The organism is Candidatus Niyogibacteria bacterium CG10_big_fil_rev_8_21_14_0_10_46_36, assembly GCA_002772995.1.
GTDB lineage: Bacteria > Patescibacteriota > Minisyncoccia > 1-14-0-10-42-19 > 1-14-0-10-42-19 > 1-14-0-10-46-36.
On the sequence record PFCO01000003.1, the window covers coordinates 100,454 to 123,430 of the forward strand.

General features: G+C 46.7%; 33 protein-coding genes and 1 tRNA gene. 2 read left to right on the forward strand and 32 right to left on the reverse strand.

From position 1 onward, the window contains the following. Nucleotides 1-50 precede the first annotated feature (50 nt). Nucleotides 51-380: a hypothetical protein gene (locus tag COU47_01565; protein ID PIR69802.1), complete on the reverse strand. Its 330-nt coding sequence runs from the start codon at nt 378-380 to the stop codon at nt 51-53. Nucleotides 381-752: 372 nt separating this feature from the next. Between COU47_01565 and COU47_01570 the strand changes: the two genes are divergently transcribed. After that, nucleotides 753-1,235: a hypothetical protein gene (locus COU47_01570; protein PIR69751.1), complete on the forward strand. Its 483-nt coding sequence runs from the start codon at nt 753-755 to the stop codon at nt 1,233-1,235. A gap of 3 nt (nt 1,236-1,238) precedes the next feature. On the opposite strand, the gene COU47_01575 is transcribed toward COU47_01570, so the two are convergent. The 25 genes from COU47_01575 to COU47_01695 all read right to left on the reverse strand — a co-directional run bounded on the left by COU47_01575 (nt 1,239) and on the right by COU47_01695 (nt 16,047). Then, the gene (locus COU47_01575; protein ID PIR69752.1) at nt 1,239-1,613 is read right to left on the reverse strand and encodes a 50S ribosomal protein L18; all 375 of its coding nucleotides are present in this window, start codon (nt 1,611-1,613) and stop codon (nt 1,239-1,241) included. 9 nt (nt 1,614-1,622) lie between these two features. Continuing rightward, nucleotides 1,623-2,171 carry a 50S ribosomal protein L6 gene (locus tag COU47_01580; GenBank protein PIR69753.1) on the reverse strand — a complete coding sequence of 183 codons (549 nt, stop codon included), beginning with the start codon at nt 2,169-2,171 and terminating at the stop codon, nt 1,623-1,625. 8 nt (nt 2,172-2,179) lie between these two features. Beyond that, on the reverse strand, nt 2,180-2,608 hold the full coding sequence (locus COU47_01585; GenBank protein PIR69754.1) for a 30S ribosomal protein S8: 429 nt from the start codon (nt 2,606-2,608) through the stop codon (nt 2,180-2,182). Further along, a complete protein-coding gene (locus COU47_01590; protein PIR69755.1) occupies nt 2,568-2,753 on the reverse strand; it encodes a type Z 30S ribosomal protein S14 in 186 nt (61 codons plus the stop codon). The genes COU47_01585 and COU47_01590 overlap by 41 nt, the downstream gene beginning before the upstream one ends. An 8-nt stretch (nt 2,754-2,761) precedes the next feature. Continuing rightward, nucleotides 2,762-3,313 carry a 50S ribosomal protein L5 gene (locus tag COU47_01595; GenBank protein PIR69756.1) on the reverse strand — a complete coding sequence of 184 codons (552 nt, stop codon included), beginning with the start codon at nt 3,311-3,313 and terminating at the stop codon, nt 2,762-2,764. 6 nt (nt 3,314-3,319) lie between these two features. After that, nucleotides 3,320-3,643 carry a 50S ribosomal protein L24 gene (locus tag COU47_01600; protein ID PIR69757.1) on the reverse strand — a complete coding sequence of 108 codons (324 nt, stop codon included), beginning with the start codon at nt 3,641-3,643 and terminating at the stop codon, nt 3,320-3,322. Between the two features lie 5 nt (nt 3,644-3,648). Then, the gene (locus COU47_01605) at nt 3,649-4,014 is read right to left on the reverse strand and encodes a 50S ribosomal protein L14 (GenBank protein PIR69758.1); all 366 of its coding nucleotides are present in this window, start codon (nt 4,012-4,014) and stop codon (nt 3,649-3,651) included. Between the two features lie 9 nt (nt 4,015-4,023). Continuing rightward, nucleotides 4,024-4,257: a 30S ribosomal protein S17 gene (locus COU47_01610; GenBank protein PIR69803.1), complete on the reverse strand. Its 234-nt coding sequence runs from the start codon at nt 4,255-4,257 to the stop codon at nt 4,024-4,026. Nucleotides 4,258-4,264: 7 nt separating this feature from the next. Continuing rightward, the gene (gene rpmC / locus COU47_01615; protein PIR69759.1) at nt 4,265-4,456 is read right to left on the reverse strand and encodes a 50S ribosomal protein L29; all 192 of its coding nucleotides are present in this window, start codon (nt 4,454-4,456) and stop codon (nt 4,265-4,267) included. Nucleotide 4,457: 1 nt separating this feature from the next. Beyond that, nucleotides 4,458-4,871, reverse strand: a complete 414-nt coding sequence (locus COU47_01620) for a 50S ribosomal protein L16 (protein PIR69760.1) — start codon at nt 4,869-4,871, stop codon at nt 4,458-4,460. A 9-nt stretch (nt 4,872-4,880) separates the two neighbouring features. Next, nucleotides 4,881-5,552 carry a 30S ribosomal protein S3 gene (locus tag COU47_01625; protein PIR69761.1) on the reverse strand — a complete coding sequence of 224 codons (672 nt, stop codon included), beginning with the start codon at nt 5,550-5,552 and terminating at the stop codon, nt 4,881-4,883. A 3-nt stretch (nt 5,553-5,555) separates the two neighbouring features. Continuing rightward, nucleotides 5,556-6,053, reverse strand: a complete 498-nt coding sequence (locus tag COU47_01630) for a 50S ribosomal protein L22 (GenBank protein ID PIR69804.1) — start codon at nt 6,051-6,053, stop codon at nt 5,556-5,558. A gap of 9 nt (nt 6,054-6,062) precedes the next feature. After that, entirely contained in the window at nt 6,063-6,380 is a 318-nt protein-coding gene (locus tag COU47_01635) for a 30S ribosomal protein S19 (GenBank protein PIR69762.1), read from the reverse strand. Between the two features lies 1 nt (nt 6,381). Then, nucleotides 6,382-7,215, reverse strand: coding sequence for a 50S ribosomal protein L2 (locus COU47_01640; protein ID PIR69763.1), 834 nt, complete (start codon nt 7,213-7,215; stop codon nt 6,382-6,384). Nucleotides 7,216-7,219: 4 nt separating this feature from the next. Next, nucleotides 7,220-7,663: a 50S ribosomal protein L23 gene (locus COU47_01645; GenBank protein ID PIR69764.1), complete on the reverse strand. Its 444-nt coding sequence runs from the start codon at nt 7,661-7,663 to the stop codon at nt 7,220-7,222. Between the two features lie 4 nt (nt 7,664-7,667). Then, nucleotides 7,668-8,315, reverse strand: coding sequence for a 50S ribosomal protein L4 (locus COU47_01650; protein PIR69765.1), 648 nt, complete (start codon nt 8,313-8,315; stop codon nt 7,668-7,670). 6 nt (nt 8,316-8,321) lie between these two features. Continuing rightward, the gene (locus tag COU47_01655) at nt 8,322-8,954 is read right to left on the reverse strand and encodes a 50S ribosomal protein L3 (GenBank protein ID PIR69805.1); all 633 of its coding nucleotides are present in this window, start codon (nt 8,952-8,954) and stop codon (nt 8,322-8,324) included. An 80-nt stretch (nt 8,955-9,034) separates the two neighbouring features. Then, a complete protein-coding gene (locus COU47_01660; protein ID PIR69766.1) occupies nt 9,035-9,457 on the reverse strand; it encodes a 30S ribosomal protein S10 in 423 nt (140 codons plus the stop codon). A gap of 8 nt (nt 9,458-9,465) precedes the next feature. Then, on the reverse strand, nt 9,466-10,662 hold the full coding sequence (tuf, locus tag COU47_01665; GenBank protein PIR69767.1) for an elongation factor Tu: 1,197 nt from the start codon (nt 10,660-10,662) through the stop codon (nt 9,466-9,468). Between the two features lie 190 nt (nt 10,663-10,852). Continuing rightward, nucleotides 10,853-11,113 (reverse strand): hypothetical protein, encoded by a 261-nt coding sequence (locus tag COU47_01670; protein ID PIR69768.1) that lies wholly within the window; start codon nt 11,111-11,113, stop codon nt 10,853-10,855. Nucleotides 11,114-11,492: 379 nt separating this feature from the next. Continuing rightward, nucleotides 11,493-13,634 carry an elongation factor G gene (fusA, locus tag COU47_01675; GenBank protein ID PIR69769.1) on the reverse strand — a complete coding sequence of 714 codons (2,142 nt, stop codon included), beginning with the start codon at nt 13,632-13,634 and terminating at the stop codon, nt 11,493-11,495. A 9-nt stretch (nt 13,635-13,643) separates the two neighbouring features. Then, nucleotides 13,644-14,114 (reverse strand): 30S ribosomal protein S7, encoded by a 471-nt coding sequence (locus COU47_01680; protein ID PIR69770.1) that lies wholly within the window; start codon nt 14,112-14,114, stop codon nt 13,644-13,646. A 2-nt stretch (nt 14,115-14,116) separates the two neighbouring features. After that, complete coding sequence (locus COU47_01685) at nt 14,117-14,539, reverse strand: 30S ribosomal protein S12 (GenBank protein ID PIR69771.1); 423 nt, start codon at nt 14,537-14,539, stop codon at nt 14,117-14,119. A gap of 63 nt (nt 14,540-14,602) precedes the next feature. Further along, nucleotides 14,603-15,418, reverse strand: coding sequence for a hypothetical protein (locus COU47_01690; GenBank protein PIR69772.1), 816 nt, complete (start codon nt 15,416-15,418; stop codon nt 14,603-14,605). A 2-nt stretch (nt 15,419-15,420) separates the two neighbouring features. Continuing rightward, the gene (locus COU47_01695; GenBank protein PIR69773.1) at nt 15,421-16,047 is read right to left on the reverse strand and encodes a site-2 protease family protein; all 627 of its coding nucleotides are present in this window, start codon (nt 16,045-16,047) and stop codon (nt 15,421-15,423) included. Nucleotides 16,048-16,097: 50 nt separating this feature from the next. On the opposite strand from COU47_01695, the gene COU47_01700 reads away from it, so the two are divergent. Beyond that, the gene (locus COU47_01700; protein ID PIR69774.1) at nt 16,098-16,295 is read left to right on the forward strand and encodes a hypothetical protein; all 198 of its coding nucleotides are present in this window, start codon (nt 16,098-16,100) and stop codon (nt 16,293-16,295) included. A gap of 60 nt (nt 16,296-16,355) precedes the next feature. Here COU47_01700 and COU47_01705 read toward each other — a convergent pair whose 3' ends face one another. The 6 genes from COU47_01705 to COU47_01730 form a co-directional block, all read right to left on the reverse strand. Continuing rightward, complete coding sequence (locus COU47_01705) at nt 16,356-17,603, reverse strand: magnesium transporter (GenBank protein PIR69775.1); 1,248 nt, start codon at nt 17,601-17,603, stop codon at nt 16,356-16,358. A gap of 70 nt (nt 17,604-17,673) precedes the next feature. Continuing rightward, complete coding sequence (locus COU47_01710) at nt 17,674-18,423, reverse strand: hypothetical protein (protein PIR69776.1); 750 nt, start codon at nt 18,421-18,423, stop codon at nt 17,674-17,676. A 131-nt stretch (nt 18,424-18,554) separates the two neighbouring features. Continuing rightward, nucleotides 18,555-18,628, reverse strand: a tRNA-Pro gene (locus tag COU47_01715). 186 nt (nt 18,629-18,814) lie between these two features. Next, nucleotides 18,815-20,377 (reverse strand): aldehyde dehydrogenase family protein, encoded by a 1,563-nt coding sequence (locus COU47_01720; protein PIR69777.1) that lies wholly within the window; start codon nt 20,375-20,377, stop codon nt 18,815-18,817. A gap of 107 nt (nt 20,378-20,484) precedes the next feature. Beyond that, nucleotides 20,485-21,882 carry a hypothetical protein gene (locus tag COU47_01725; protein PIR69778.1) on the reverse strand — a complete coding sequence of 466 codons (1,398 nt, stop codon included), beginning with the start codon at nt 21,880-21,882 and terminating at the stop codon, nt 20,485-20,487. A gap of 112 nt (nt 21,883-21,994) precedes the next feature. Further along, on the reverse strand, nt 21,995-22,963 hold the full coding sequence (locus tag COU47_01730) for a hypothetical protein (GenBank protein ID PIR69779.1): 969 nt from the start codon (nt 22,961-22,963) through the stop codon (nt 21,995-21,997). Between the last annotated feature and the right edge of the window lie 14 nt (nt 22,964-22,977).

Genomic DNA, 22,977 nt, shown 5'->3' on the forward strand with positions numbered 1-22,977 from the left:
GAAAAAAGCGGTCTAAAAACCGCTTTCAGTATACTGCCGGTCCGAAAAATCTACAAGAGAGCGTCTATTTTTGCCGCCTCGATAAAATCATTCTCCGAGAGTCCACCTGTGGCGTGTGTTGAGAGCTCTATCCGTACCTTATTCCACCCATGCAGAAGAATATCCGGGTGGTGCCCTTCCAATTCGGCAATGTCGGCAACCTCATTCACAAAAGCCATGGCCTCCTTAAAGTCCCTATGCTTAAATTCTCTGGCTATTTTCTTACCCCCAAGCACCTCCCAATCAGGGATTTCTTTGCGCAGAGCCGCGATACGGCTCTTTTCTAAGGGAGACATTCCCGCTTCGCATGGAATGCATTTTTTCTGAATCAAATCGCTCATATATGTATGGTACACAACCATACAAAGAAATAAAAATCTTGCCTTGTCAAATAAATGATATAATAGAAGTAGATAGGGAAACAAAATTTACAAACACCCGAAAACTGTTGGGAAATAAGGCTTATATCGCAAGCTATGCGCTTCTGCGATATTCCTGACAGCACACAGCACAAAACGAATTCCGAACTTTGACAACCCCTCTTTCGCTTGAAAGAGGGGTTTCTGTCAATAAACTGTGAATAAGTTATGGGTAATACGTTGAAAATGCATGGAAAAATCTGTTCGCTTCCGCATGCCTACCTTAAAAACCATTGAAAAATAATAATTTTTCATTAGGTTATGCCAGGGGCTTGTTTACAGGAAGCTCTTGGCATGGCTTGGTGGACACATATATTATTTGCACAAAGAGAGAAGGATTCCTCTTCAAGAAGAAAAGGGGGGTTCTTCAATACTGGCTACTCGAAATTCAAAAAATATATCAAAAAGAAGTCTATCGACATTCTCTATATCCTTTTTTCCATATTCACATATCTCTACCTTGCGGTTTCAGTATTTACATTCTTTTTCCACACATTTGTCCCCGACTCTCTCCCATTTGCGATTGAGGCATTGTCCGATCCGTATCTCGGAGCGCTCGGTATCTATATCGTCATCCATGGCATTGAGAAAAAGCGCAGAAAAACAAAATCAAAGGGACAATTGTTTGTCCCCCTCTGGACGCTCTTCTTCATTATTGCGTCTGTCTTTCTATATTTTGTTCCGGATCAGACACTTGATACCTTATACAAAACAGTAGTAACGAACGCATTTGCAGCAATTATACTCCGCGTTGGCATGCTGCTTCGTTACCTATAGCAACTAGAGTACTAGGCCTGCCTCGCGGGCGCCTTCTGCGATCGCCTTTGTGCGGCCCTGATATTTATAGTGAGAACGGTCAAATACCGCGCGCCGTATGCCTTTTTTGACTGCCGCTTCTCCGAGCTTCTTACCGAGCTCATGAGCAGTTTGTGTTTTTGTCGTTTTTGCAGCTTTCTTTGCTCCTTTTTTTGCATCTCCTACTCCCATGATGGTCATTCCAGAGACGTCATCAATCAGCTGTGCGTAGGTGTGCTTGTTTGAATGGAACACCGAAAGGCGCGGGCGCACGCGTGTACCATGAATACGCGCACGAACTCGCCTCTTTCTGCGTACAATGCCTTCTTTTTTCTTTTGTAATTCTTTTGCGGTCTTCATATGAGTTTATTACGCCCCTGTTGTTGCTGCCTTTTTGCCTGCTTTCCGTCTGATCACTTCGCCCTCATACCGAATCCCCTTGCCCTTGTACGGCTCGGGCTTTCTGAACGAACGTATCTCTGCGGCTACCTCTCCTACTTTTTCTTTATCAATACCGGTAACAATAATGGCATTTTTTTCTACCTGAAACTGAATTCCTTCTTTCGGCTTTACTTCCACGGGATGCGAGAATCCTAAGCTAAGAACAAGGTTTGTTCCCTGCAATTGCGCACGATACCCGACTCCTTCTATTTCGAGCTTCTTCGAAAAACCTTCGGTAACCCCGTGAATCATATTTTTGATATGTGAAGCGTATGTCCCCCACAATGCCGCTGATTCAAGGTTTTCTTTCCGGAGCTTTAATACCACTTCGGAGTCCTTTATTTCTACCTCAATGAGCCGCTCCTTTATAGGACGGGCAAGCTCTCCTTTCGGTCCCTTTACGCGAACAGTTCCGTGTTCAAGCGACACAGAAACGCCTGCAGGGATTGGAATTGGTTGTTTTCCTATACGGCTCATAATATTTCTTACCAAATGCGTGCGATTATCTCTCCGCCAACTTTTTCTTTTTCGGCATCCTTCGCCGAAAGCAACCCTTTTGATGTAGACACGATAACCATACCTCGTGAAGAACGGAACGATTTTAATTCCTGCCATCCTCCATATATCCGCTGCGACTGTTTTGAAATCATTTTAATTCCGTGAATAACCGGCGCATCCTGCTCATACCGCAAACCAACCTCTATCGTTCGCTTGTTCTTCTTTCCCCGGCGAGCTGATTCCGTCAAATATTTTTTGTCCTGGAGCAATTTAATAATCTCCATCTTAAATTTAGAATACGGAACAGACACACTCTCGTGGCGGGCGCGTGATGCATTGGCTATTCGTGTGAACATGTTTGCTATCGGATTCATATTACCAAGATGATTTTTTAACTCCGGGAAGCATGCCTTCATTAGCAAGCTCACGGAAACAAATACGGCACAAATCAAAGTCTCTCATATAGCCATGCTTGCGTCCACACCGAAAACACCGCCGTACAACACGCGACTTGAACTTTGGCTTCTTTTTTGATCGTGCGATTACTGATTCTTTGGCCATATGTCTGCTTACTTTGTTTCCTGCTCCTTGCGGAATGGAAATCCTAAGTGGGTGAATAATGCCTGTGCTTCTTCCTTTGACTGGGCGCTCGTTACAATAGTTATCTCAAATCCAAAAATGAGCTTTGTGTCCTCTCCTACCATCTCTGGGAATACAATATGTTCCGGAATGCCTATTGTCAAATTACCTGACTGGTCTATCGCGGAGTCTTTCAGTCCGCGGAAGTCACGCGTACGCGGAAGCGCAATCGCAATAATCCGCTCTAGGAAGTCATACATGCGCCGTCCACGGAGAGTTGCTGCATACCCGATGGTCTGGCCTTGGCGGGTCTTGAACGTTGCAATAGACTGTTTCGCCGCACGCGGAGACAATGCCTGACCCACAATCAATTGCAAATCGCGGACGATTTGTTTCTGTTCCTCTTCATTCCGCCGCCCAACGCCCACATTTACGACAACCTTAATAAGCTGCGGGATCGCCATAGGGTTTGTATATCCGAATTCCTTCTCAAAAAACGGTATGACCTCTTTTTTATATTGTTTTTGCAATACTGTTTCCATGATGCATTAAATAAGATTTTTGCATTTTTTACATGACCGAACCTTTTTCTTATCTTGGCCTACTTGATATCCTATCCGGGTTGGTTTGCCGCATGAGCCACACACCACAAGAACATTGGATGCGTGAATCGGCATCGCAAGACTTACCTTTTCTCCTTTCTGTCCTTGCCGGCGTGGCCGCCTGTGGCGTGTCTGCATATTTATATTCTCAACAATAATACGCTCGTCCTTCGGGAATGTGCCTGCCACCTTTCCAGTCTTTCCTTTATCTTTTCCGGAAAGCACCTTTACCGTGTCTCCTTTTTTAATTTTTAGCTTTGCGGTCGTCATGATGATTACATTACTTCTTGCGCAAGACCGATAATCTTTGTGTACTTTTCGCGCAATTCCCGCGGAATCGGCCCAAAAATGCGTCCGCCACGCGGTTCGCCTTTAGCGTCAATAACCACAACCGCATTGTCATCAAATCGTATGTATGAACCGTCCTTGCGCCGAAATGCTTCGCGCTGACGCACAACAACGGCACGCACTATTTCCTTTTTCTTCAACATTTTACGGGGTTCTGCGAGTTTTACCGATCCTACAATAACATCGCCTATCCGCGCGTAACGCTTGCGCGTTCCGCCCAACACCTTAAAGCACTGGATGAGTTTTGCTCCAGTATTATCAGCTACTTGTAACATTGTTCGGGGCTGAATCATATATAAAAATTATATCTTACCCACCACAAGCCAGCGCTTCTCCTTTGATAACGGGCGTGATTCCTGAATAATAACGGCGTCGCCAACCTGATATTGGTTTGTTTCATCATGCGCTTTGTAGCGCTTGCTTCGTTTGATGAACTTCTTAAACACTGGATGCTTTACATAATTATGCACCTCAACGACAGCCGTTTTCTGGCCCTTGTGTGACACTATCTTCCCTTGTAATTTTTTCTTTGTAATTGTTGCGTTATCCATGATGTTTTGTATTCAAATGGGTAAGTATGCGCGCAATCGTCCGCTTCATCTCGCGTCCCTGCTTGTTGTTCTTCGCCTTCCCCTGTCCTACCTGAAAACGAAAATCGCGCAAGCCGCCCCGGTTATCTTTGAGCATTTGCATTAATTCTTCCGTATTTCTGTTTTGTATATCTTTCATCTTCATATTAATCGCGGAATACTACTTTTGTGCGCATCGGAAGCTTTGCTCCCGCGCGCCGCAATGCGGTACGCGCATCCTGCTCCGATATGCCGTCGACTTCAAACAAAATGCGGCCTCTTCCTACCTCTGCTACATATTTTGACGGATCTCCCTTGCCTTTTCCCATGCCAACTTCCGGCGGTTTTTGGGTGATGGGCTTGTCTGGGAAAATACGGATCCACAACTTTCCTCCTTTCTGCACAAACCGAGTGATTGCTTTTCGCGCAGCTTCAATCTGGCGTGAATCAACTTCTGCGGCGTCCTCTGCCTGCAATCCGACGCTGCCAAAAGCAATCGTCGTTCCTCGCGACGCGACTCTGTTCTCATTCCCCCGGAGACGCTGCCATTTTCTATATTTTACTTTTTTCGGAAATAACATATGCGTTTATTATTCTTTTTTGACGGCATCTTTCGCAAACTTTTCTCCACGGTAAATCCATACCTTGATACCAATATCACCATACGGCAAATGCGCGCGCTCGCGTGCAAAATCAATGTCCGCACGAAGCGTCTGAAGCGGCACACGCCCTCTCATCAGCCATTCAACACGCGACATTTCAGCACCGCCGAGTCGTCCCGATAATTTTACCTTAATACCCTCAACATCCCTGTTCGTAATAACTTTATCAAGCGTTTTTTTCATAACGCGGCGGAATGGCAAACGCCGTTCCAGGTCTTCCGCTATCATCTGCGACACTATTGCGGAGTTACTCTCCGGTGAACGGAGCTCTTCAATAGAAATCTTTACCTCCTGCGGGATTGTAAGCTTGGTGCGCTGCATATGCCGGATGATGTCCTTGCGGAGCGTATCAATGCCCTCCCCCTTCTTTCCGATAAGCATACCGGGGCGGGATGTGCTGATGATAAAATGCAGTAATGTTGGAGAACGCTCAATGCCGATATCCGCAACATATGAGCCGCGGAGGCGCTTGGTAAGCCATTCACGCATCAATACATCGCCTTTCAAAAAACGATGATATTCTTTTTTATCAAACCAGCGCGACTTCCAATCGCGAATGATGCCTAACCGAAATGAATATGGATGAACGTTGTGACTCATATATTATGCTTTTGCTTTTTTCTTTTCTTCCTTCGCCTTTGTTTCTTTCTTTACTGCTGCCGGTTTTGCTATTTTTTTAGGCTCTTTCTTGGGAGCTGCCGCCTGTTTTCCTGCGCGTGCTGTCTTTTTTTCTGCCGGCGCCCCTGCTGTTTTCTGAGCATGCCCCTTCTTTTCGTCCAATACTACAGTGATATGGCTTGTCTTTTTACGGATGAGCGTTGCCCGGCCCATGGCTCGCGGGGAATACCGCTTGAGCACCGGGCCTTCGTCTACCCATATCTTTGCTACGTATAAATCCGCGCTCTCCATCTGAAAATTATTCTTTGCGTTCGCTTCCGCCGACTGCAGCAATTTTTTCATCGGTAACGATGCCCGCTTTGGGAGAAAGGAAAGAATCCGTATTGCTTCTTTTACGTTCTTTGTTCGTATGGAATCTGCAACAAGCCGCACTTTGCGGGGCGCTATCCGAAGATGCTTCAATTGTGCTTTTACTGCGGACATAATCATTTATTATGATGCTTTCTTTGCCTGTAATTCTGCTGTCTTAGCGCGCATTTCGGCTTCTTTCTGTATCTTTCCTCCGTGTCTTACGAACTTACGCGTAGGCGCGAATTCTCCAAGCCGATGTCCGACCATCTCTTCGGCAACTTTTACCGGAATAAAATCTCTTCCATTGTGCACTCCGAATGTAAACCCAACCATCTCTGGCGCAATTTGGGAATCGCGCGACCATGTTTTAATAACCGCATCGCCCCCCGGCTTCAATACGCTTATCTTTTTCAATAATTTTGGATCTACATACGGACCTTTTTTTGCTGAACGTGTCATATTATCGTTTCCTTTTCTTGCGCCCTTGCACAATTAATGTGTTGGAATATTTCGTTTTTCTTCGTGTTTTTACGCCGCGCACTCCCTTGCCCCACTTGTTCTTCGGACGGCGGGTGCCGCGGAGCGCCCGTCCTTCTCCTCCACCGTACGGGTGATCAACCGGATTCATAGCGGAACCGCGCACAGTCGGACGTATACCCATCCACCGGCTGCGGCCTGCTTTCCCATACACGACAAAGCTATGCTCAATATTTGAAACCTGCCCCACACTCGCCCAGCACGCGCTTAATATCTTACGAACAGTCCCTGAGGGGAGTTTTATTAATGTATATCCCGAGTCATGCGCCATGACTTCTGCGGTGTTCCCCGCAGAGCGCACCAGCCGTGCGCCGCCCTTAGGATAAGTTTCGATATTATACACCGAAGTACCCACCGGTATCAAGTCGAGCGGTAACCGGGCGCCAAGTACCGGCTCCTGCTTTCTGCCGGTCAGCATAGCGTCTCCTTTCCGCATTCCTTCAGGCACTACATGATAACGATGCTCACCGTCCGCATATATGACATGTGCTATAAATCCCGTGCGGTTCGGATCATATTCTATGCTTAACACGCGAGCCGGTATATCTATTTTGTCGTACCTAAAATCAACTTCCCGCCATAAGCGCTTAGAACCGCCGCCCTTGTGGCGGGTTGTTATCTTTCCGTTTGCACGGCCCTTCGCACGCTTCCGCCCTGAAACAAGTTTTTTATACGGGCGAGACTCGGTTAATACCTCACGATACGAGATCGTGGTCATTTTCCGCCGCGATGGAGTTGTCGGTTTATATGATTTCATATGATTACACAAATTCTATTTTTTCACCCGCTTTCAAGGCAACCATTGCTTTTCTGTATCCTGACTTTGTCCCAGTAACGCCGCGGAGCACTCGGCGTTTCGGCCGTACCCACGACACATTTACCGATGCAACATGAACCCGGTATAGTTCCTCCACTGCTTTGCGGACTTCATTTTTTGTAGCGTCATCTTTCACCCGAAATGTGTAAACGCCCTCCTCAGCTAAGCGTGCCGATTTTTCCGTTACTGAAGGATGTACCAAAACACGCGCAGCGCGATCTGATGCGTATGTTGTTGTTTTTTCTTTCTCCGGCGCGCCATCCTTCTTTGTTTCGGACGTTGTTTCTGTCTGCTGCTGGATTTTTTCTTTTGTCCGCTCGCGATAGCGCACCTCTCGCCCTTCTTCCTTCCGTCCTTTTTTCTTTTTGAAGATATCGAATAATGCCATGGTGTTACGAAACTTTCTTTTCTAATACGGAAATGCTTTCCTTCGGCAGCACGACAAACTGCGAACCCAAAAGCTCAGAGACATTTACATTGCGCGCCTCCATAACAGTAATACCCTCAATGTTCCGGAGCGCCCGGATAGTTCCGGTGTCGCTTACGGGAATAAGGATAAGCGCCTTACTTGCCCCCAATCTTTCAAATCCTTCAATACTTGAAAGCATCTTCAATACGGATGCCGCATCTTTTGTTTTTGCCGAAGCAAAAACAAACTCATCAAGCACTAAAACGGTATTTTCGCGGAGCTTTTGGGAAAGCGTCGAAAACACTGCTTTGTGCTTCATTTTTTTGTTTATTTTTTTGGTGTAATCCTTTTCTGTGCGGGGACCGTGCGTAACACCTCCTCCAACCCATATCGGAGAACGTGTTGAGCCGTGCCGCGCTCGTCCGGTACCTTTTTGACGCCATGGCTTTTTCCCTCCTCCGCGCACTTCACCGCGATCCTTTGTGTGCGCCGTTCCTCTGCGTTTATTTGCACGCTCAGACTCAGCAACCTGCCAGACAAGTGCAGGACTCCACGCAACATCAAAAAGCGCACTTGGCATTTCAAGCGTTCCCGCCTTCTCTCCTTTTTGGTTATATACGGTTGCTTTCATATATTATTACTTCTTTACCGAAGCCTCTTTCCCTTTTATCTCAAGAAGCGTCCCCCATGCCCCGGGCAATGCTCCCTTGAGCGCAATGATATTATTTTTTGCATCTACCTTGACCACCCGTACGCTTTTAAGCGTGACGCGGTCGCTGCCCATGCGTCCTGCCATGCGCAGACCCTTGATAACGCGCTGAACGCCTCCTGTTCCGATAGAGCCCGGCTCGCGTTCCGAATGCTTCTGTCCGTGTGACCGGGGTCCGCCATGGAATCCATGCCGTTTTACCACCCCTTGAAATCCTTTTCCCTTAGAAATACCACTTACTTCTACTTTTTCTCCTTCTGTAAACACTGAGACATCTATTGTGTCCCCCGGTTTCATTTCTTCTTCAGTATGAACTTCCCTCATCCAACGGAGATTCTCTTTGCCAGCATGCTTTTTGAGATGTCCCGCCTGAGGCTTCTTCATCTTATTCTTGCTCTTCTGCCCAAAACCAACCTGCAAGGCGCTGTAACCGTCCTTTTCATTGGTCTTTGTTTGGGTGACAACAATGGGTCCAGCTTGCACCAAAGTCACGGGAATTGCATTTCCCTCCTCATCAAATATCTGCGACATTTCTAATTTTTGGCCTAAAATAAACTTCATATATGTTCTATACATTGAAAAAATCCCGGCATAACGGGATCTTTTCAAGCATCATACCCGAATAATGCACTTTGGCTATGTTACATCATTTTTACTTCTATATCAACGCCTGCTGGCAAGTTCAGGTTAGTCAGCGCATCAATGATGCGAGGCGTCGGATTAAGGATGTCTATCAGCCGTTTATGGATTCTCATTTCAAATTGCTCGCGTGCATTCTTGTGCACGAATGTTGAGCGGTTTACGGTGTATTTACGTATCTCAACCGGAAGTGGTACGGGGCCCGTAAGCTCCGCGCCGTATCGGCGCGCGGTTTCTACAATCTGCTTTACTGACGTATCAAGAATTTTATGATCGTATGCGCGAACGCGAATGCGCAGCTTCTGAGGCAACGCTTCTTCAGCTGCTTTTTTTTTCTTCGGTGCTGCCGGTTTTGCTGCCACCTTCTTCGGTGCGCTCTTTTTGGAAGCGCTTTTCTTTTTTGCTTTTGATTGAGTCGCTGTCATGCGCTCGCTTATTTAATGATCTTTGTTACAACTCCCGCGCCTACAGTCTTGCCTCCTTCACGGATAGCAAACCGCTGCTTTTCTTCCAATGCGACAGGTGCGATTAATTTTCCGGCGAATGTAACGGTGTCGCCCGGCATAACCATTTCGGTTCCCGACGGCAAGGTTACCTCTCCCGTAACATCAGTGGTGCGGATGTAAAACTGAGGCTTGTACCCGGTAAAGAACGGGGTGTGCCGTCCGCCTTCTTCCTTGCTCAAGATATATACCTCAGCTTCAAATTCAGTGTGGGGTGTTACAGATCCTGGCTTTGACAACACCTGCCCTCGTTCGATATCTTCTTTTTTGGTGCCACGGAGCAAAATACCCGCGTTGTCCCCCGCCATACCTTCGTCCAATGACTTGTTGAACATCTCAATACCGGTAACAGTAGTCTTTGTGGTGTCTTTAATGCCGACAAGTTCTATTTCTTCTCCCACCTTTACCTTCCCCCGCTCAATACGGCCCGTTACCACGGTACCGCGCCCTTCAATGGAGAATACGTCTTCGATAGGCATCAAAAACGGCTTTTCTACATCACGCTGCGGTTCCGGAATAAATTCATCAAGCTGCTTGGCAAGTTCCAAAACAGGCTTTGCCCACTCGTCATCTTTTGAGGTAGCCTCAAGAGCCTTAAGTCCCGAGCCACGGATAATTGGGGTTGTATCTCCCGGATATTCATATTTCGTAAGAAGTTCGCGAACCTCCGCTTCAACGAGGTCAATGAGTTCTTTATCATCAACCATATCAACTTTGTTTAAGAATACGATAATCGCAGGAACACCCACCTGACGCGCAAGAAGAATGTGCTCCCGAGTCTGGGGCATGGGGCCGTCTGCGGCTGATACCACAAGCACCGCGCCATCCATTTGGGCGGCTCCCGTAATCATGTTCTTGATATAGTCAGCGTGTCCCGGCGCATCAATGTGCGCATAGTGGCGCTTTTCTGTCTCGTATTCCGAGTGGTGAAGCGCAATGGTGATACCGCGCTGCCGTTCTTCCGGCGCTTTGTCGATATCTGCAACCTTTTCCATTTTCACCTTGTTTCCGGCAAGGCCCAAAACATGCAGGATTGCTGCAGTTAAGGTAGTCTTTCCATGGTCAACGTGACCAATGGTCCCGACATTCAAGTGCGGTTTTGATCGCTCAAATTTTTCTGCCATAATGTCTTATGTGAAAATATATAATAAAAAAATAAAAAAACCTTTTTATAAGGATATAGAGACCATAGTAACGGAGACTTAAAAATAAGTCAAGCGCCGAGACTCCCTAAAAATTACCCTCCGACATTTCCCGCCGCCGCCCTTTTGTATAAGAAAAACCGCGCGTTTGCGCGGTTTTTTGCTTTTTTGTGCTTCACTTTTCAGCTGCTTTCCCTTTTGCCTCATCTTCCGATATTTCTTCTATAGATACACCCTTTCTGTTAAACCTCTGGTTAAATCCATGCCTGGAAAAACACGACATCCCAAATACCGTAACCATAAGCGTTTCGGCTTCCATAAATGAAAGCTCAAGATGTTTTTTACTGCCATTAAAACTGAATGTCACGCGGTACTGCGGCTTTTCCGTTCTCTTGCCCATAGAATACTCATACGAGCCTTGCTGTGTTGCTTTCATAATGCCACTCCTTTGAAAAATTCGGTATACAGAAGAACGCCCATCCATCTGTCCAAGAGCATCGCTTCTCCATTTTCTACAGGCCGGTAATATTCGTCCTCGTTAATAACCCAGCCGTCTTTCCCGCGCTCAACGAGCATATCTTCCGTAAACCGTTTTGCATCTTCCAGTGTTTTTATTTCTAAGCATGCAATAGCTATCGTTCATTGCCCTCCTTTTTTAATTTTTATCAAAAATAGCGCTTTTCGCGCTATTTGTCAAAACTATATCGGGAGATTTTCCAAATCCTTTTCTATTTCAAAATCTTCCTCAAGAAGCTCTTTTGAATAAAGCCCCTCCTCCGACATCCTCTCTTCTGTTTTTTCTTCTTCATTCATATTTATTCCTCCTTGCCCATTCCCCGTGCCTCCTGAATTTGACGCGCAACATTTGCGGGCACCTGCTGGTAATGGCTGAATTCCATGGTATATGTTCCGCGTCCCTGGGTCATGGAGCGAAGGTTGGTTACATAGCCGAACATTTCTGACAACGGAACTTTTGCTTCTACCACCTTTAAGTTATAGCGGTCGGCCATGCTCTCAATGGTTCCGCGCTTTGATGACAAGTCCCCGGTAACATCGCCCAAAAATTCATCGGGTGCTATAACCTCAACTTTCATAATAGGTTCCAAAAGTACCGGCTTGGCGCGGCGCGCCGCTTCCTGAAACGCCATGGAGCCCGCAATCTTAAAAGCGACTTCGGATGAGTCCACATCGTGATACGAACCGTCATAGAGCGCCGCTTTAATGTCTACCATAGGGTAGCCGGCAACAACTCCACGGGAAAGCGCTTCTTTGATTCCCTTTTCAACTGCGGGGATAAATTCATTCGGGATAATACCTCCCTTAATTTCGTTTACGAATTCAAACCCAGTTGCCGCTTCCATCGGTTCAAGACGGATACGGACATGGCCGTATTGCCCGCGGCCTCCCGACTGCTTAATGTATTTTCCTTCCGCTTCCGATTTTGCGGTGATTGTTTCGCGGAATGCCACCTGAGGCTTTCCAATATTTGCTTCCACCTTAAACTCGCGGCGCATCCGGTCTACAAGTACTTCTAAGTGAAGTTCGCCCATGCCGGAAATAATGACATCAAGGGTTTCTGCATCGGTTTGCACGCGGAATGTCGGATCCTCCTCACTCAAGCGCTTAAGCGCAAGGCCCATTTTTTCTTGGTCCGCTTTTGTCTTCGGCTCAATGCGGACAGACACCATTGGTTCGGGGAATTCTATCTTTTCAAGCACAATAAGATTGTCCGGATCGCAAAGCGTGTCCCCCGTTTTTGTGTTCTTAAGCCCTACAATAGCGCCGATATCTCCCGCATACATTTCTTTTACTTCTTCGCGGGAATTTGAATGTATCCGGAGCACGCGCCCGATGCGCTCTTTTGTATCTCCCGTGGTGTTGTGCACATACGAACCCGTTTCAAGTTTGCCGGAATAGATACGGAAAAATGTAAGCTGTCCTACATACGGATCAGTCTGGAGCTTAAATGCAAGTGCTGCAAACGGCTCTGCGTCGTCTGGCTTACGCGTTAATGTTTTCTCTTCGTCTCCGGGGTCAAATCCTTCTACCGGAGGCAAGTCAGTGGGAGAAGGCAAATAATCAACAACACCATCAAGCATGAGCTGAACGCCCTTGTTCTTGAGTGCCGAGCCGCAAAATACAGGGACGATGATATTTGCAAGTGTTGCTTTTCGGAGCGCCGGACGGAGTTCTGCTTCGGTGATTTCTTTTCCATCTAAATATTTTTCAGTAAGCGCATCGTCGGTTTCTGCTATCTTTTCAACCATCTTTGTACGCCACGAATCTGCTTCTGCCTTCATATCCTCTGGAATGTCTTCTACCCGGATTTGTTCGCCATGATCTCCGTCAAAATGAATTGCCTTCATCCGCATAAGATCAATAACGCCCTTATGGTCTTGCTCAAGGCCGATAGGGATATTTACCGGAACAGCATTTGGGGTTAATCGTTCAATGATTGAACCGAGGGACTTTTGAAATGACGCGCCGGTGCGGTCAAGTTTGTTGATGAAACACATGCGCGGTACCTCAAACTTGTCTGCCTGGCGCCATACGGTTTCTGACTGTGGCTCTACTCCCGCAACGCCGTCAAACACCACTACTGCACCATCCAGCACCCGGAGCGAGCGCTGCACCTCAACCGTAAAATCAATGTGACCCGGAGTATCAATAATGTTTATTTTATATTCGTTTTCTTTTCGCTTCTCGGCCTCGCCCGCGCCAAGTCCCAAGTATGTCGGAACCCAAAATGCCGTAGTCGCCGCAGATGTAATGGTAATGCCGCGTTCACGCTCCTGTTCCATCCAGTCCATGATCGCTTCTCCTTCGTGCACCTCCCCTATTTTGTGCGAGATGCCCGTATAAAAAAGCACCCGTTCGCTTACGGTTGTCTTTCCGGCATCAATGTGAGCAATGATACCGATATCTCGAATCTTTTCTAACGGGTATTGTCTCGCCATACCAATGTATTACCACGCAAAGTGAGCAAACGCCTTGTTTGATTCTGCCATCTTGTGAGTATCTTCTTTTTTCTTGAATGCAGCGCCTTCTTTTTTAGAGGCCCCGATTATTTCTTCAGCTAAGATATACGCCATAGGCCGCCCCTTGGACGAGCGTGCCGCCTGCAAAAGCCACCGGATAGCAAGCGTCCGGCGCCGTTCCGGACGGACTTCGCGGGGCACCTGATAGTTTGCGCCTCCCACGCGCCGGGACCGCACCTCCATCACAGGAGAAATATTCTCCATTGCTTCTTCAAACAATTTCAACGGATCCTCTACCTTCTTTTCCTTTTCCATGATCTCGAACATATCGTATACTACTTTGCGTGCGGTAGACTTTTTACCGTCCCACATGAGAGAATTAATAAATTTCTCTACGAGCGTTGAGTCGTATTTCGGATCTGTTTTTATTTCGTGTTTTTTTCGGAGCGGTCGTCGCATAATTATTCAGATTTGATTTTCGGACGCTTTGCGCCATACTTGGAACGGCTTTGTTTTCGTCCATCTACTCCCGACGCATCAAGTACACCGCGGACGATGTGATACCGAACACCCGGCAAGTCCTTTACCCGGCCTCCGCGAATAAGCACGATTGAGTGCTCCTGCAGATTATGGCCCTCGCCCGGGATGTATGCGGTTACTTCCATGTTATTAGTGAGACGGACACGCGCAACTTTCCGGAGTGCTGAGTTCGGCTTTTTCGGAGTAACAGTCTTCACCTGGAGACACACGCCTCGTTTGAAGGGTGACGAAAAATAGGTCGGCTTGTTCTTGAGTACATTAAATCCGTGCTGCAAAGCAACCGCCTTTGATTTTTTGCGGAGCTGTTTGCGTCCCTTTTTAACTAATTGGTTAATAGTCGGCATATATTACAGATAAATAAAAAGATACCAGATTACTAAAATTTGGTCAAATAGGAGGAGGCGTTGCTATTTTCCGTTTTTTGCCACAGGCGCGCTGCCGGATGCGACAGGCAACCGAATGATTACCGTCGTCCCTTTTCCTTCCGTAGACTCATAGGCGACATTTCCGCCGTGCATACGCACTATTTCGCGCGCGGTAAACACGCCAAGTCCCGTCCCTTGGGCTGCATGCTGTTTTGCATTTTTAGCGCGAAAAAATTTCGCACCAATATGCAAAAGCTCATTTTTTGAAATACCAATGCCGGTATCGCGCACCCTAATAACAACGCCACTCCCCTCTGTGCGAGCCTTCGCTTCTATAGACCCTTGCGGCTTGTTATATACAACCGCGTTTTCAACGATGTTCTCAAGCACGCGGCTTACCGCCTCAGCATCAATGAGGCATTCGGGCATGCCGGACGCAACCTCTTTTGAAAATTGCATTCCGCGCTTCGTTGCAAGCGGTTCCAAACGCCGAAAAAGTTCTTCAAGAAACGGACTCATGGATACCCGCTCCTTATGGAGCACTGTGCTCTTCTTTTCTATGCGTGTTACATCTAAAAGAGAACGGACAAAACGGACAAGCTGTTCGTTGCGCTCAATAAGATTTTCGAACATGTGCTTTTGTTCATCAGTGAACGAGCCGTAATTCCCTTCCAAAAATTCCGCAAGCGTCCACTTTACTAGTGTCAGCGGGGTACGGATGTGATGCGCCGCAATAGACAAAAATTCCGTCTTTGCTTTCTCGCTTCTTTTCGTCCGCATATACGCAACCCCGAGAACAATCACAAGAATGGCTGCGCCGCCTCCTACAGTAATGAATATTGAGAGAGGCACGAACATACTTAAAAGAAACTACTTGCCGGAATGCCTGTTATTAATGAAAAAAGCGCAACAATGACGGGAGAAATAAGCTGCCAAAAGAACAGAATAAAAACAAGAACAAGAAAAAATCCGTACTGTTCCAAAAACCGCTGAATGTGCATCCATCGATACGGCAACGCTGAAAACAAGATCTTTGAACCATCAAGCGGCGGGATAGGAACCAGGTTAAATACCGCGAGAATGATATTGATGAACACTATATAGAAGAGCACCTGCACAAACGCTGCAGGCAGCGCCAGTATCCCCGCCATGCGGATGACAACACCGAAAAATACGGCGATAATGATGTTTGATAGCGGGCCTGCCACCGCAACGATTGCCGGACCCCATTTTTGATTTGAAAGATTATAGGGATTGAACGGAACTGGTTTTGCCCACGCAATAATAAATCCGCCAAAAAACGCCAGCACAAAAGGAACCAGTATGGAACCAATCGGGTCAATGTGCGGAATAGGATTAAGCGTTAAACGACCTTGGTGCTTTGCTGTGGGATCACCTAACATGAGTGCTGCGTATCCATGGGAAAATTCATGGATAATAGCCGACATAATGACAATTGCAATAATGAATATGATATCGATAGACATATGATTATGTTTATGGTAGCATAAAACATACCTAATTTCGACATACGCTTATGAAAACATGTCCTATATGCGACAAGGGTTCAAAGATGGGCGGCAAGCGGAACCTTCTTCGCGGAAAATACAACCCAACAAAGCATGTGCGCAAATATCCGAATCTTCAATGGGCACGGTTTCCTAATGGACAGCGGGCAAAAATATGCACCACATGCATCAAGGGCAACCGCCACCTGAAACAAAAAACAAAGTAATTCCTTACTTTGTTTTTTGTTCTGCGGAAAACGGCTAACACAGAAGTGTTAGCCGTTTATTTATGCGAGCACAATAGTTGCAAGCCCTAAAAAAGCGAGAAAACCAAGTACATCGGTTGCCGTAGTAATGAATATAGTTGCCGAAGACGCAGGGTCCTTGCCAAAATGTTTCATAACAAGCGGCACCAATGTTCCAAAAAAAGCGGCGACCAAGAGGTTAATAATCATGGCGGATGCAAGGATAAGCGCTATCTTAATATCTCTGTTTACAAACAACACAACGCCTGCCACAAGAACACCGTTGATAAGCCCGTTTACAAATCCGCTCAGAAGCTCGTTCCGCAATGTCCGCCAGATATGCGCAAGGTCAATTTGCCGAAGCGATATACCGCGGACAAGAACGGCAAGGGTTTGAGTTGCCGCATTTCCCCCCATGCCGGCAACAATTGGCATATACACCGCAAGCAAGACATAACGCGAAACCGTATCTTCAAAAAATCCGACGGTAAATGCCGCAAGAAACGCTGTCGCCAGGTTAACGATGAGCCATTTATACCGGTACCGTATCTTTCTCGGCGCAGAATCAAACACGCCCTCTTCGTCAGACACACCCGCAAAATCATACAACGATTTTGATTCCTGCTCATGCATCAGCCGCAGCACATCGTCAGAATAGATAATGCCCAGCACCGCATTTTTTTCTCCGAACACGACGAGCTTGTTGTGCGGATGGAGGCGGAATTTTTTGAGCACATCCTCATGGCTTGCAGAATAATGAATGGTTTCTATGTTGCGTACATGCTTATACACTTTTTCACTCGGGCGGGAAAATCCGAGTTCATGCCCCGGCAAATATCCTGCCATGTTCCCCTCACGAGACACAATGATGGCAGGCAGGCGCCCAGTGCGCTTTTCGTGTACCTTAAAACGCTTTGCAACATGTGCGACAGTGTCATCTGCATCCACAATAATGTAATCCAAATTCATAAGACCGCCTGCGGTTTCCGGGTCAAATTGCAAAAGCACAGACAAACTATTTTTCATCTGTTCGGTCATCTCGCGAAGCAATGTTTCTTGTTTTCGCTTTGAAAACACCTGGAGTATGTCGGTCGCCTCATCCGGGTCTAGTCGTTCCAGCAACGAAACAATTTCTTGCTTATCAAGCTGGTTTAAAATGTCATATTGCACATGCTTCCCAAGACGCAGAAGAACCTCGCTTTGTATTTCGGATTGTATATCACGGAACATGTCTACGCGCTTGTCATGTCCATACGCTATCTTTTGTGCGATCTGCTGAATCGTTGGCATACATTCATTCTACAAGCATTTCCTGAAACAAAAAACTTCCACCGTTATCGATGGAAGCAATACATATTCTTTATGCAAGAAGAAGCGACGCTTTGTAGATATAAAAACGCACTAACCGCGAATCAAGCTCATTCTCTTCGTTGCGCAGTCTTCCTTGCGCATCAATATTTATGTCGGGGAAATCCGTAAGAAGCGGCTCTAGAAGATCTAATGAATGAGGTCCAAGACCGCCGGCAACGCCAAGACCGATATCGTCCATCTTGTCTCTTATAGCAAGAAGGATGTGCCGGGCGCGCTCTGCGTCAAACGGCTTGCCGCGGCCTCCGCTCGAATCAAGCAGTATAGCGTCAACCACGCCCCGATACTCAGTAAGGATGCTGGATACCATAAACGGCGTGCCCGCTGATTCAACAGCGTGCCGTCCAATTTGAAGGACAATGTAGCATTCGCCGGATACTTTTTCTTTGTATGTCCTTAATTGATCGATGCTGGGCCATGTCATATTAAGCTGGAATCCGTGAATATGCTCTCCTCCAAGCCTATGAATAGCAAGCATGTCATCTGCTATTGAGTGTTCTTGCCCTTCTTCTGTGCTGAAGTGAACCAAATTAAGCGCTCGAGCATCGTCTATAAAAATATTTTTGATGTCCTGCGGGTCTGGTGTTTGCTTTGCCCATATCGGCTTCATGGGTATGCCCCGCAATGATTTCCATGTGGCGAGTACGCCAACCATAAGCTTTCGGTTATTGCCCTTATATGCCTCAAGTGCGGCAGAAACTTCTTCTCGCTTTGAAAAGCCGGTAACGCCTATGTAACTCATTGTGAGTCCCCCATTTTTAAAGGTCTTGAGTGTATTGTATGAAAACAATCTTATCAATGCAGTATAAAAAAGCAAGCACTTTTTGTTGGGATGCCGGGAATCGAACCCGGTCTATATCTCTTTGTATTCTTTCGTCGGGCCGCCGAGAATCGAACTCGGTCTACATGCACCCCATGCATGCGTACTGCCGGTATACTACGGCCCGACGAAAGAATACAAAGAGCCAGGGATTATTTTTATTTATACCACAACAAGCAAAGGATATAATCCCGTAAAATGTAAAAATCTTTACATTTTACCCCCATGCATGCGTACTGCCGGTATACTACATCCCGAAGTGTCTCTACTGTAGCATAATAAAAACGGCTCTTCTAGAAGAGCCGTTTTGTTTTTATTTTTTCTTTTCCGTAAAACGGATGCCTTGTGCAAGCTCCATAACACCCGAGTAGTTCGTAGCTCCGCCGCTTTCACGCACATAATTACGCCACGCATCCCCTCCGGCCTCTCTCCCCCATCCGGTATCATAATTACCGCCAAACGGAGTAGTTGATTCAGCGCCGCTCGTTCCACAATTAATGTTTAGTATCCCCGCACGAGAACCTTCCGGTCCCCGGAAATGATACATTGCGCTTATTTTTTCAGTAAAAAGCGCAGCCGCTAACTGTTGCGGCGCTTCATTAGCAAGAGATATACCTTCTTCAAGGCTGTCTATCTCTGTTATATACAATATCGGACCGAATGTTTCCTCAAGAGCTATGGGGAGATTTTTTCCTTTTGGCATGCGCACAACAGTAGGCGCTACAAAACATCCCCGTTCGTGCATACGTTCGCCGCGAATAAGTATTTCTCCTCCCTGCTTTTCTGCGATTGCCGTTGCCTCCAGGAATTTCTTAACTGCCGATTTGTTTATAAGAGGGCCCGCAAGGGTTTTTTTGTTCAACGGATTTCCAAAATGAGCCCCTCCGCAAAGATCAAGAAACATGCCTATAAACAAGGAGTATCTGTCTTTGTGGACATAGATACGCCGTGTTGTCGTGCATCGCTGCGCGGTCGTTCCGATAAATCCGAAAAATGCAGCCTGTGCGGCAAGATCAATATCTGCATCATCAAGAACAATCATGGGATTATTCCCGCCAAGCTCAAGCAACGAACGCCCAAGCCGCGCCCCCACAATCTCCCCCACTCTCCTACCAACGCGCGTAGAGCCAGTAAAACTTATGAGGTCGATGTTTTTGTCGGCAATCATCCTTTCGCCAATAATAATATTGTCTCCGATAACGAGCGCAAGCACACCCTCGTGTCCATATTTTTTAAGAACACGATTGCATATGCGCTGTATTGCTATCGCGCAAAGCGGCGTTTCGAGTGAAGGCTTCCACACAACAACATTGCCCGTTACGAGCGCTATAAGCGCATTCCACCCCCATACCGCTACCGGAAAATTAAATGCGGTGATGACTCCGATAACGCCGAGGGGATTATACCACTCTCCAAGCGCATGCCGCGCGCGCTCGCTATAAAATGAATGTCCATTCTTGCCGCGTGAAATACCTGACGCCACCTTTTCAAGATCTATGATTTCTTGGACTTCACCCTCGCCTTCGCGCCGTATCTTTCCCATTTCAAGTGCAATAAGACTGCCGAGATCTTTTTTGTGCCGGATAATGCTGCGCACAATTTCCCGCACAATAAGCCCGCGCTTTGGCGCAGGCACCATGCGCCATGTGAGAAATGCATCCTTTGCTTTTTCGATGACAGCGTTGTAGTCACTGCTCCCCGCCATTGTTACCTGCGCAATCATTTCGCCCGTTGAAGGGTTTATGGAATCAAGCAACGCGCCATCTGTGTGCTCCCGCGCGGAGCCCGCCCATGCGCCGGGATTTATATTCTTAATCCCGAGACGCTCAAGAAATGCATATGTTCCCTTCTGTATGTGTTTTTCTGTCTTGCCCATACAGAGCCTCCTTGCTTATATATATTTTCAAACCGCAACCAGTCTATCATATAATATGGGATAAATCTACAAAAAATCCGCCATATATAATATGGCGGATGTAATTTTTATTTCTTGTATACGAGCTGATATGCCTCAATAAGCGACTGAGCAAGCGCGTTACCGCATGTCGCTATCTCCTCTTTTGTGACAATAAGCGGAGGCATAAAGCGTATTGTCGGATTTATGTTCGGATTCCCGGCGGAAAGCGTAATAATACCGTTCTCACGCAGACGCGCAAGCGTTGCATCGCGTAATGCCACATCAGCAACATAGCCGTCCGCTTTTTTATTAAATACCTGGAACTCAATGCCGTAATGCAGTCCGATTCCCTTAAGTGCAATATTGTGTACGGGATATACAACGCCGGGCTCCGCAAACGCATAGAAACGGTCCATCGCCCCCTCAAGCGCATTTTTCAAGTGTCCACCCATATCACGCGCCCGCTCAATAAGATGATATTTCTCAAATATCATCATCGTTACGATAGCATTAAACACCGCGTGCGGATTCCACTGAAATGTACTTGAGTCCCATCCAACAGCCAATCGTTCATCCCACCCCCGTAACGCTGGATTTTTTGCATTAAAGAGCGCTGCGCCTATCGGATCACCGCCTCCCATTGCTTTTGAGACAGTGATGATATCCGGAACGATGTTGAAATTCTCATAGCTCAACCATGCGCCGGTACGCCCGAATCCTTCCTGCACATCATCACACACAAGAATGACGCCGTTATCCTGCAGATGCTTTAACAATTGTATTGTATATTCATTAACAGGATTTACTCCGCCTTCTCCTTGTATGAGTTCGAAAATAATAAACGCATAATCCCTCAGGGGAATATAATTCAACTCCCGCATAACAAGCGCTAATGTGTATTCGTCCCGCACAAACGACAGATGTTCCATGGTATGACCGCCAATACTAAATCCTTGGCGCTGTATCGGCTTGGCATAGGTACATCCGAGCGCGCCCCCCTGCCGTCCCTGGAACGCCCCCTTGAAAGCGAACGCGAATTTTTTTTCGGGATACAGCTTGTCTATAAACTTTATCGCGGAATTATTCGTAGTCGCGCCTGATATCTGCTGGATAAAACGCGTATCATCCCCAAACGCTATTTCTTTCAATCGCTCTGCAAGCGCCGGCTGTGATATCTCTACCTTCTTCCCATCTATTGAAACAACGTACTGGAAATGAAAATCGGTAGCTATGAGATACCATGGCACTGATTCCTTCTCTATAGTTTCTAGTAATGATTTGTAGGCAGCAAGCCAAAACGGGTGATTGTGTCCGATGTTAGAAACGCCCGCCTGCGAACAAAAATCAAGATACTCTTTCCCGCGTTCATCGCGGAGCAAGCATCCCGTGGCACCCGTAATAATCAGATTGTCGTTATAATCAATTGTGGTCGGAGTAAAACAGCCCCAATAACGATCAGTAAATTTTTTTACCGCTGTCTTCATTGCATTTCACCTCTCTTTTTAATGTTCTGAGTACACCCGAGTGTACCACAAAAACGAGCTCAAAAAAATCGCGTTTTTTACTACGCGATTTTTGAAAAAAGAAATCAACTTTTTATATCATTTTTTTGAATTCTTCTACCATCGGCACCTGTTCCGGCTCAACTTCATACGCAAGCGCAGTATTGAGTGCTGCGAAATCCGCTACAAGCAGGGACGAGAAGGCTTTCTCCCAGTTGTTTTTTCCCTCTATTATTATTTCATCAACGCCAAATCCGCGCTTTTCATATAATTGTCTGCACACATCCATGCGTTTTTGTATCCGCGGATCATCATTCAAATCTTTTAAAAAAATAAAATGGAACGGTTCATTGAGAGGTGCGGTTTTGCCCGTATTTTCAAAACCGGTCATTTCGTTGTGATTCAACTCCGGAAATGTGTTGCAAAATGCCGGTATCTTTCCCGTCTCATTAAACTTTATTTTCCAATTATATGCTATTGCCGCATGCGTACGGGATGAATAAATAACAGGCACTTTTCCTCGAAGCGCACGAGCCAAGCGCCTTCCTTCTTTTTCTGCTTTTTTTGTATCAAGACGCTCGTGAAGCGCTTCGGTCTGGGTGAGTTCTTCGTCCATACCAAGAAGCTTCATGAGGGCGCGCACATGGAACCCGAGAGCCATTCGCGGCTGTATGTCGATGTGCGGCAACTGGACAAACGCTACCCCCTTCTCTTTTGCACGCAGAAGAAGCTTTCCTCCTGTCGTGATAACCGCCAGAAGCGCTCCCCGCTTTTCTGTAACATCAAACGCATCAAGCACCTCCTCGGTGTTTCCCGAATATGAATTACAAATCACAATGCTTTCACGAAGGATGTCGTCGGATATAGCAGGCAGCCCGTAATCCGTGTGCACCATGATATGTTTTTCGGGGCATATCGATGCCATAATGTCAGCGGCCAAATGAGACCCACCCATGCCGACCGCTATCGCATGCTTTACATAGCCTAATGAGGCTTCGTTTTCTACAACGGGAGCATACGAAAATTGCTCCGGAAATCCGTCTATTGCTTCTTTTATTCCCATATCACTTCATTGTA

Coding starts and splice junctions, on each gene's coding strand:
- COU47_01565 (PIR69802.1), bottom strand. CDS start 380: ATGAGCGATTTGATTCAGAAAAAATGCATTCCATGCGAAGCGGGAATG.
- COU47_01570 (PIR69751.1), top strand. CDS start 753: ATGGCTTGGTGGACACATATATTATTTGCACAAAGAGAGAAGGATTCC.
- COU47_01575 (PIR69752.1), bottom strand. CDS start 1,613: ATGAAGACCGCAAAAGAATTACAAAAGAAAAAAGAAGGCATTGTACGC.
- COU47_01580 (PIR69753.1), bottom strand. CDS start 2,171: ATGAGCCGTATAGGAAAACAACCAATTCCAATCCCTGCAGGCGTTTCT.
- COU47_01585 (PIR69754.1), bottom strand. CDS start 2,608: ATGAAGGCATGCTTCCCGGAGTTAAAAAATCATCTTGGTAATATGAAT.
- COU47_01590 (PIR69755.1), bottom strand. CDS start 2,753: ATGGCCAAAGAATCAGTAATCGCACGATCAAAAAAGAAGCCAAAGTTC.
- COU47_01595 (PIR69756.1), bottom strand. CDS start 3,313: ATGGAAACAGTATTGCAAAAACAATATAAAAAAGAGGTCATACCGTTT.
- COU47_01600 (PIR69757.1), bottom strand. CDS start 3,643: ATGACGACCGCAAAGCTAAAAATTAAAAAAGGAGACACGGTAAAGGTG.
- COU47_01605 (PIR69758.1), bottom strand. CDS start 4,014: ATGATTCAGCCCCGAACAATGTTACAAGTAGCTGATAATACTGGAGCA.
- rpmC (PIR69759.1), bottom strand. CDS start 4,456: ATGAAGATGAAAGATATACAAAACAGAAATACGGAAGAATTAATGCAA.
- COU47_01620 (PIR69760.1), bottom strand. CDS start 4,871: ATGTTATTTCCGAAAAAAGTAAAATATAGAAAATGGCAGCGTCTCCGG.
- COU47_01625 (PIR69761.1), bottom strand. CDS start 5,552: ATGAGTCACAACGTTCATCCATATTCATTTCGGTTAGGCATCATTCGC.
- COU47_01630 (PIR69804.1), bottom strand. CDS start 6,053: ATGTCCGCAGTAAAAGCACAATTGAAGCATCTTCGGATAGCGCCCCGC.
- COU47_01635 (PIR69762.1), bottom strand. CDS start 6,380: ATGACACGTTCAGCAAAAAAAGGTCCGTATGTAGATCCAAAATTATTG.
- COU47_01640 (PIR69763.1), bottom strand. CDS start 7,215: ATGAAATCATATAAACCGACAACTCCATCGCGGCGGAAAATGACCACG.
- COU47_01645 (PIR69764.1), bottom strand. CDS start 7,663: ATGGCATTATTCGATATCTTCAAAAAGAAAAAAGGACGGAAGGAAGAA.
- COU47_01650 (PIR69765.1), bottom strand. CDS start 8,315: ATGAAAGCAACCGTATATAACCAAAAAGGAGAGAAGGCGGGAACGCTT.
- COU47_01655 (PIR69805.1), bottom strand. CDS start 8,954: ATGAAGTTTATTTTAGGCCAAAAATTAGAAATGTCGCAGATATTTGAT.
- COU47_01660 (PIR69766.1), bottom strand. CDS start 9,457: ATGACAGCGACTCAATCAAAAGCAAAAAAGAAAAGCGCTTCCAAAAAG.
- COU47_01670 (PIR69768.1), bottom strand. CDS start 11,113: ATGAAAGCAACACAGCAAGGCTCGTATGAGTATTCTATGGGCAAGAGA.
- fusA (PIR69769.1), bottom strand. CDS start 13,634: ATGGCGAGACAATACCCGTTAGAAAAGATTCGAGATATCGGTATCATT.
- COU47_01680 (PIR69770.1), bottom strand. CDS start 14,114: ATGCGACGACCGCTCCGAAAAAAACACGAAATAAAAACAGATCCGAAA.
- COU47_01685 (PIR69771.1), bottom strand. CDS start 14,539: ATGCCGACTATTAACCAATTAGTTAAAAAGGGACGCAAACAGCTCCGC.
- COU47_01690 (PIR69772.1), bottom strand. CDS start 15,418: ATGTTCGTGCCTCTCTCAATATTCATTACTGTAGGAGGCGGCGCAGCC.
- COU47_01695 (PIR69773.1), bottom strand. CDS start 16,047: ATGTCTATCGATATCATATTCATTATTGCAATTGTCATTATGTCGGCT.
- COU47_01700 (PIR69774.1), top strand. CDS start 16,098: ATGAAAACATGTCCTATATGCGACAAGGGTTCAAAGATGGGCGGCAAG.
- COU47_01705 (PIR69775.1), bottom strand. CDS start 17,603: ATGCCAACGATTCAGCAGATCGCACAAAAGATAGCGTATGGACATGAC.
- COU47_01710 (PIR69776.1), bottom strand. CDS start 18,423: ATGAGTTACATAGGCGTTACCGGCTTTTCAAAGCGAGAAGAAGTTTCT.
- COU47_01720 (PIR69777.1), bottom strand. CDS start 20,377: ATGGGCAAGACAGAAAAACACATACAGAAGGGAACATATGCATTTCTT.
- COU47_01725 (PIR69778.1), bottom strand. CDS start 21,882: ATGAAGACAGCGGTAAAAAAATTTACTGATCGTTATTGGGGCTGTTTT.
- COU47_01730 (PIR69779.1), bottom strand. CDS start 22,963: ATGGGAATAAAAGAAGCAATAGACGGATTTCCGGAGCAATTTTCGTAT.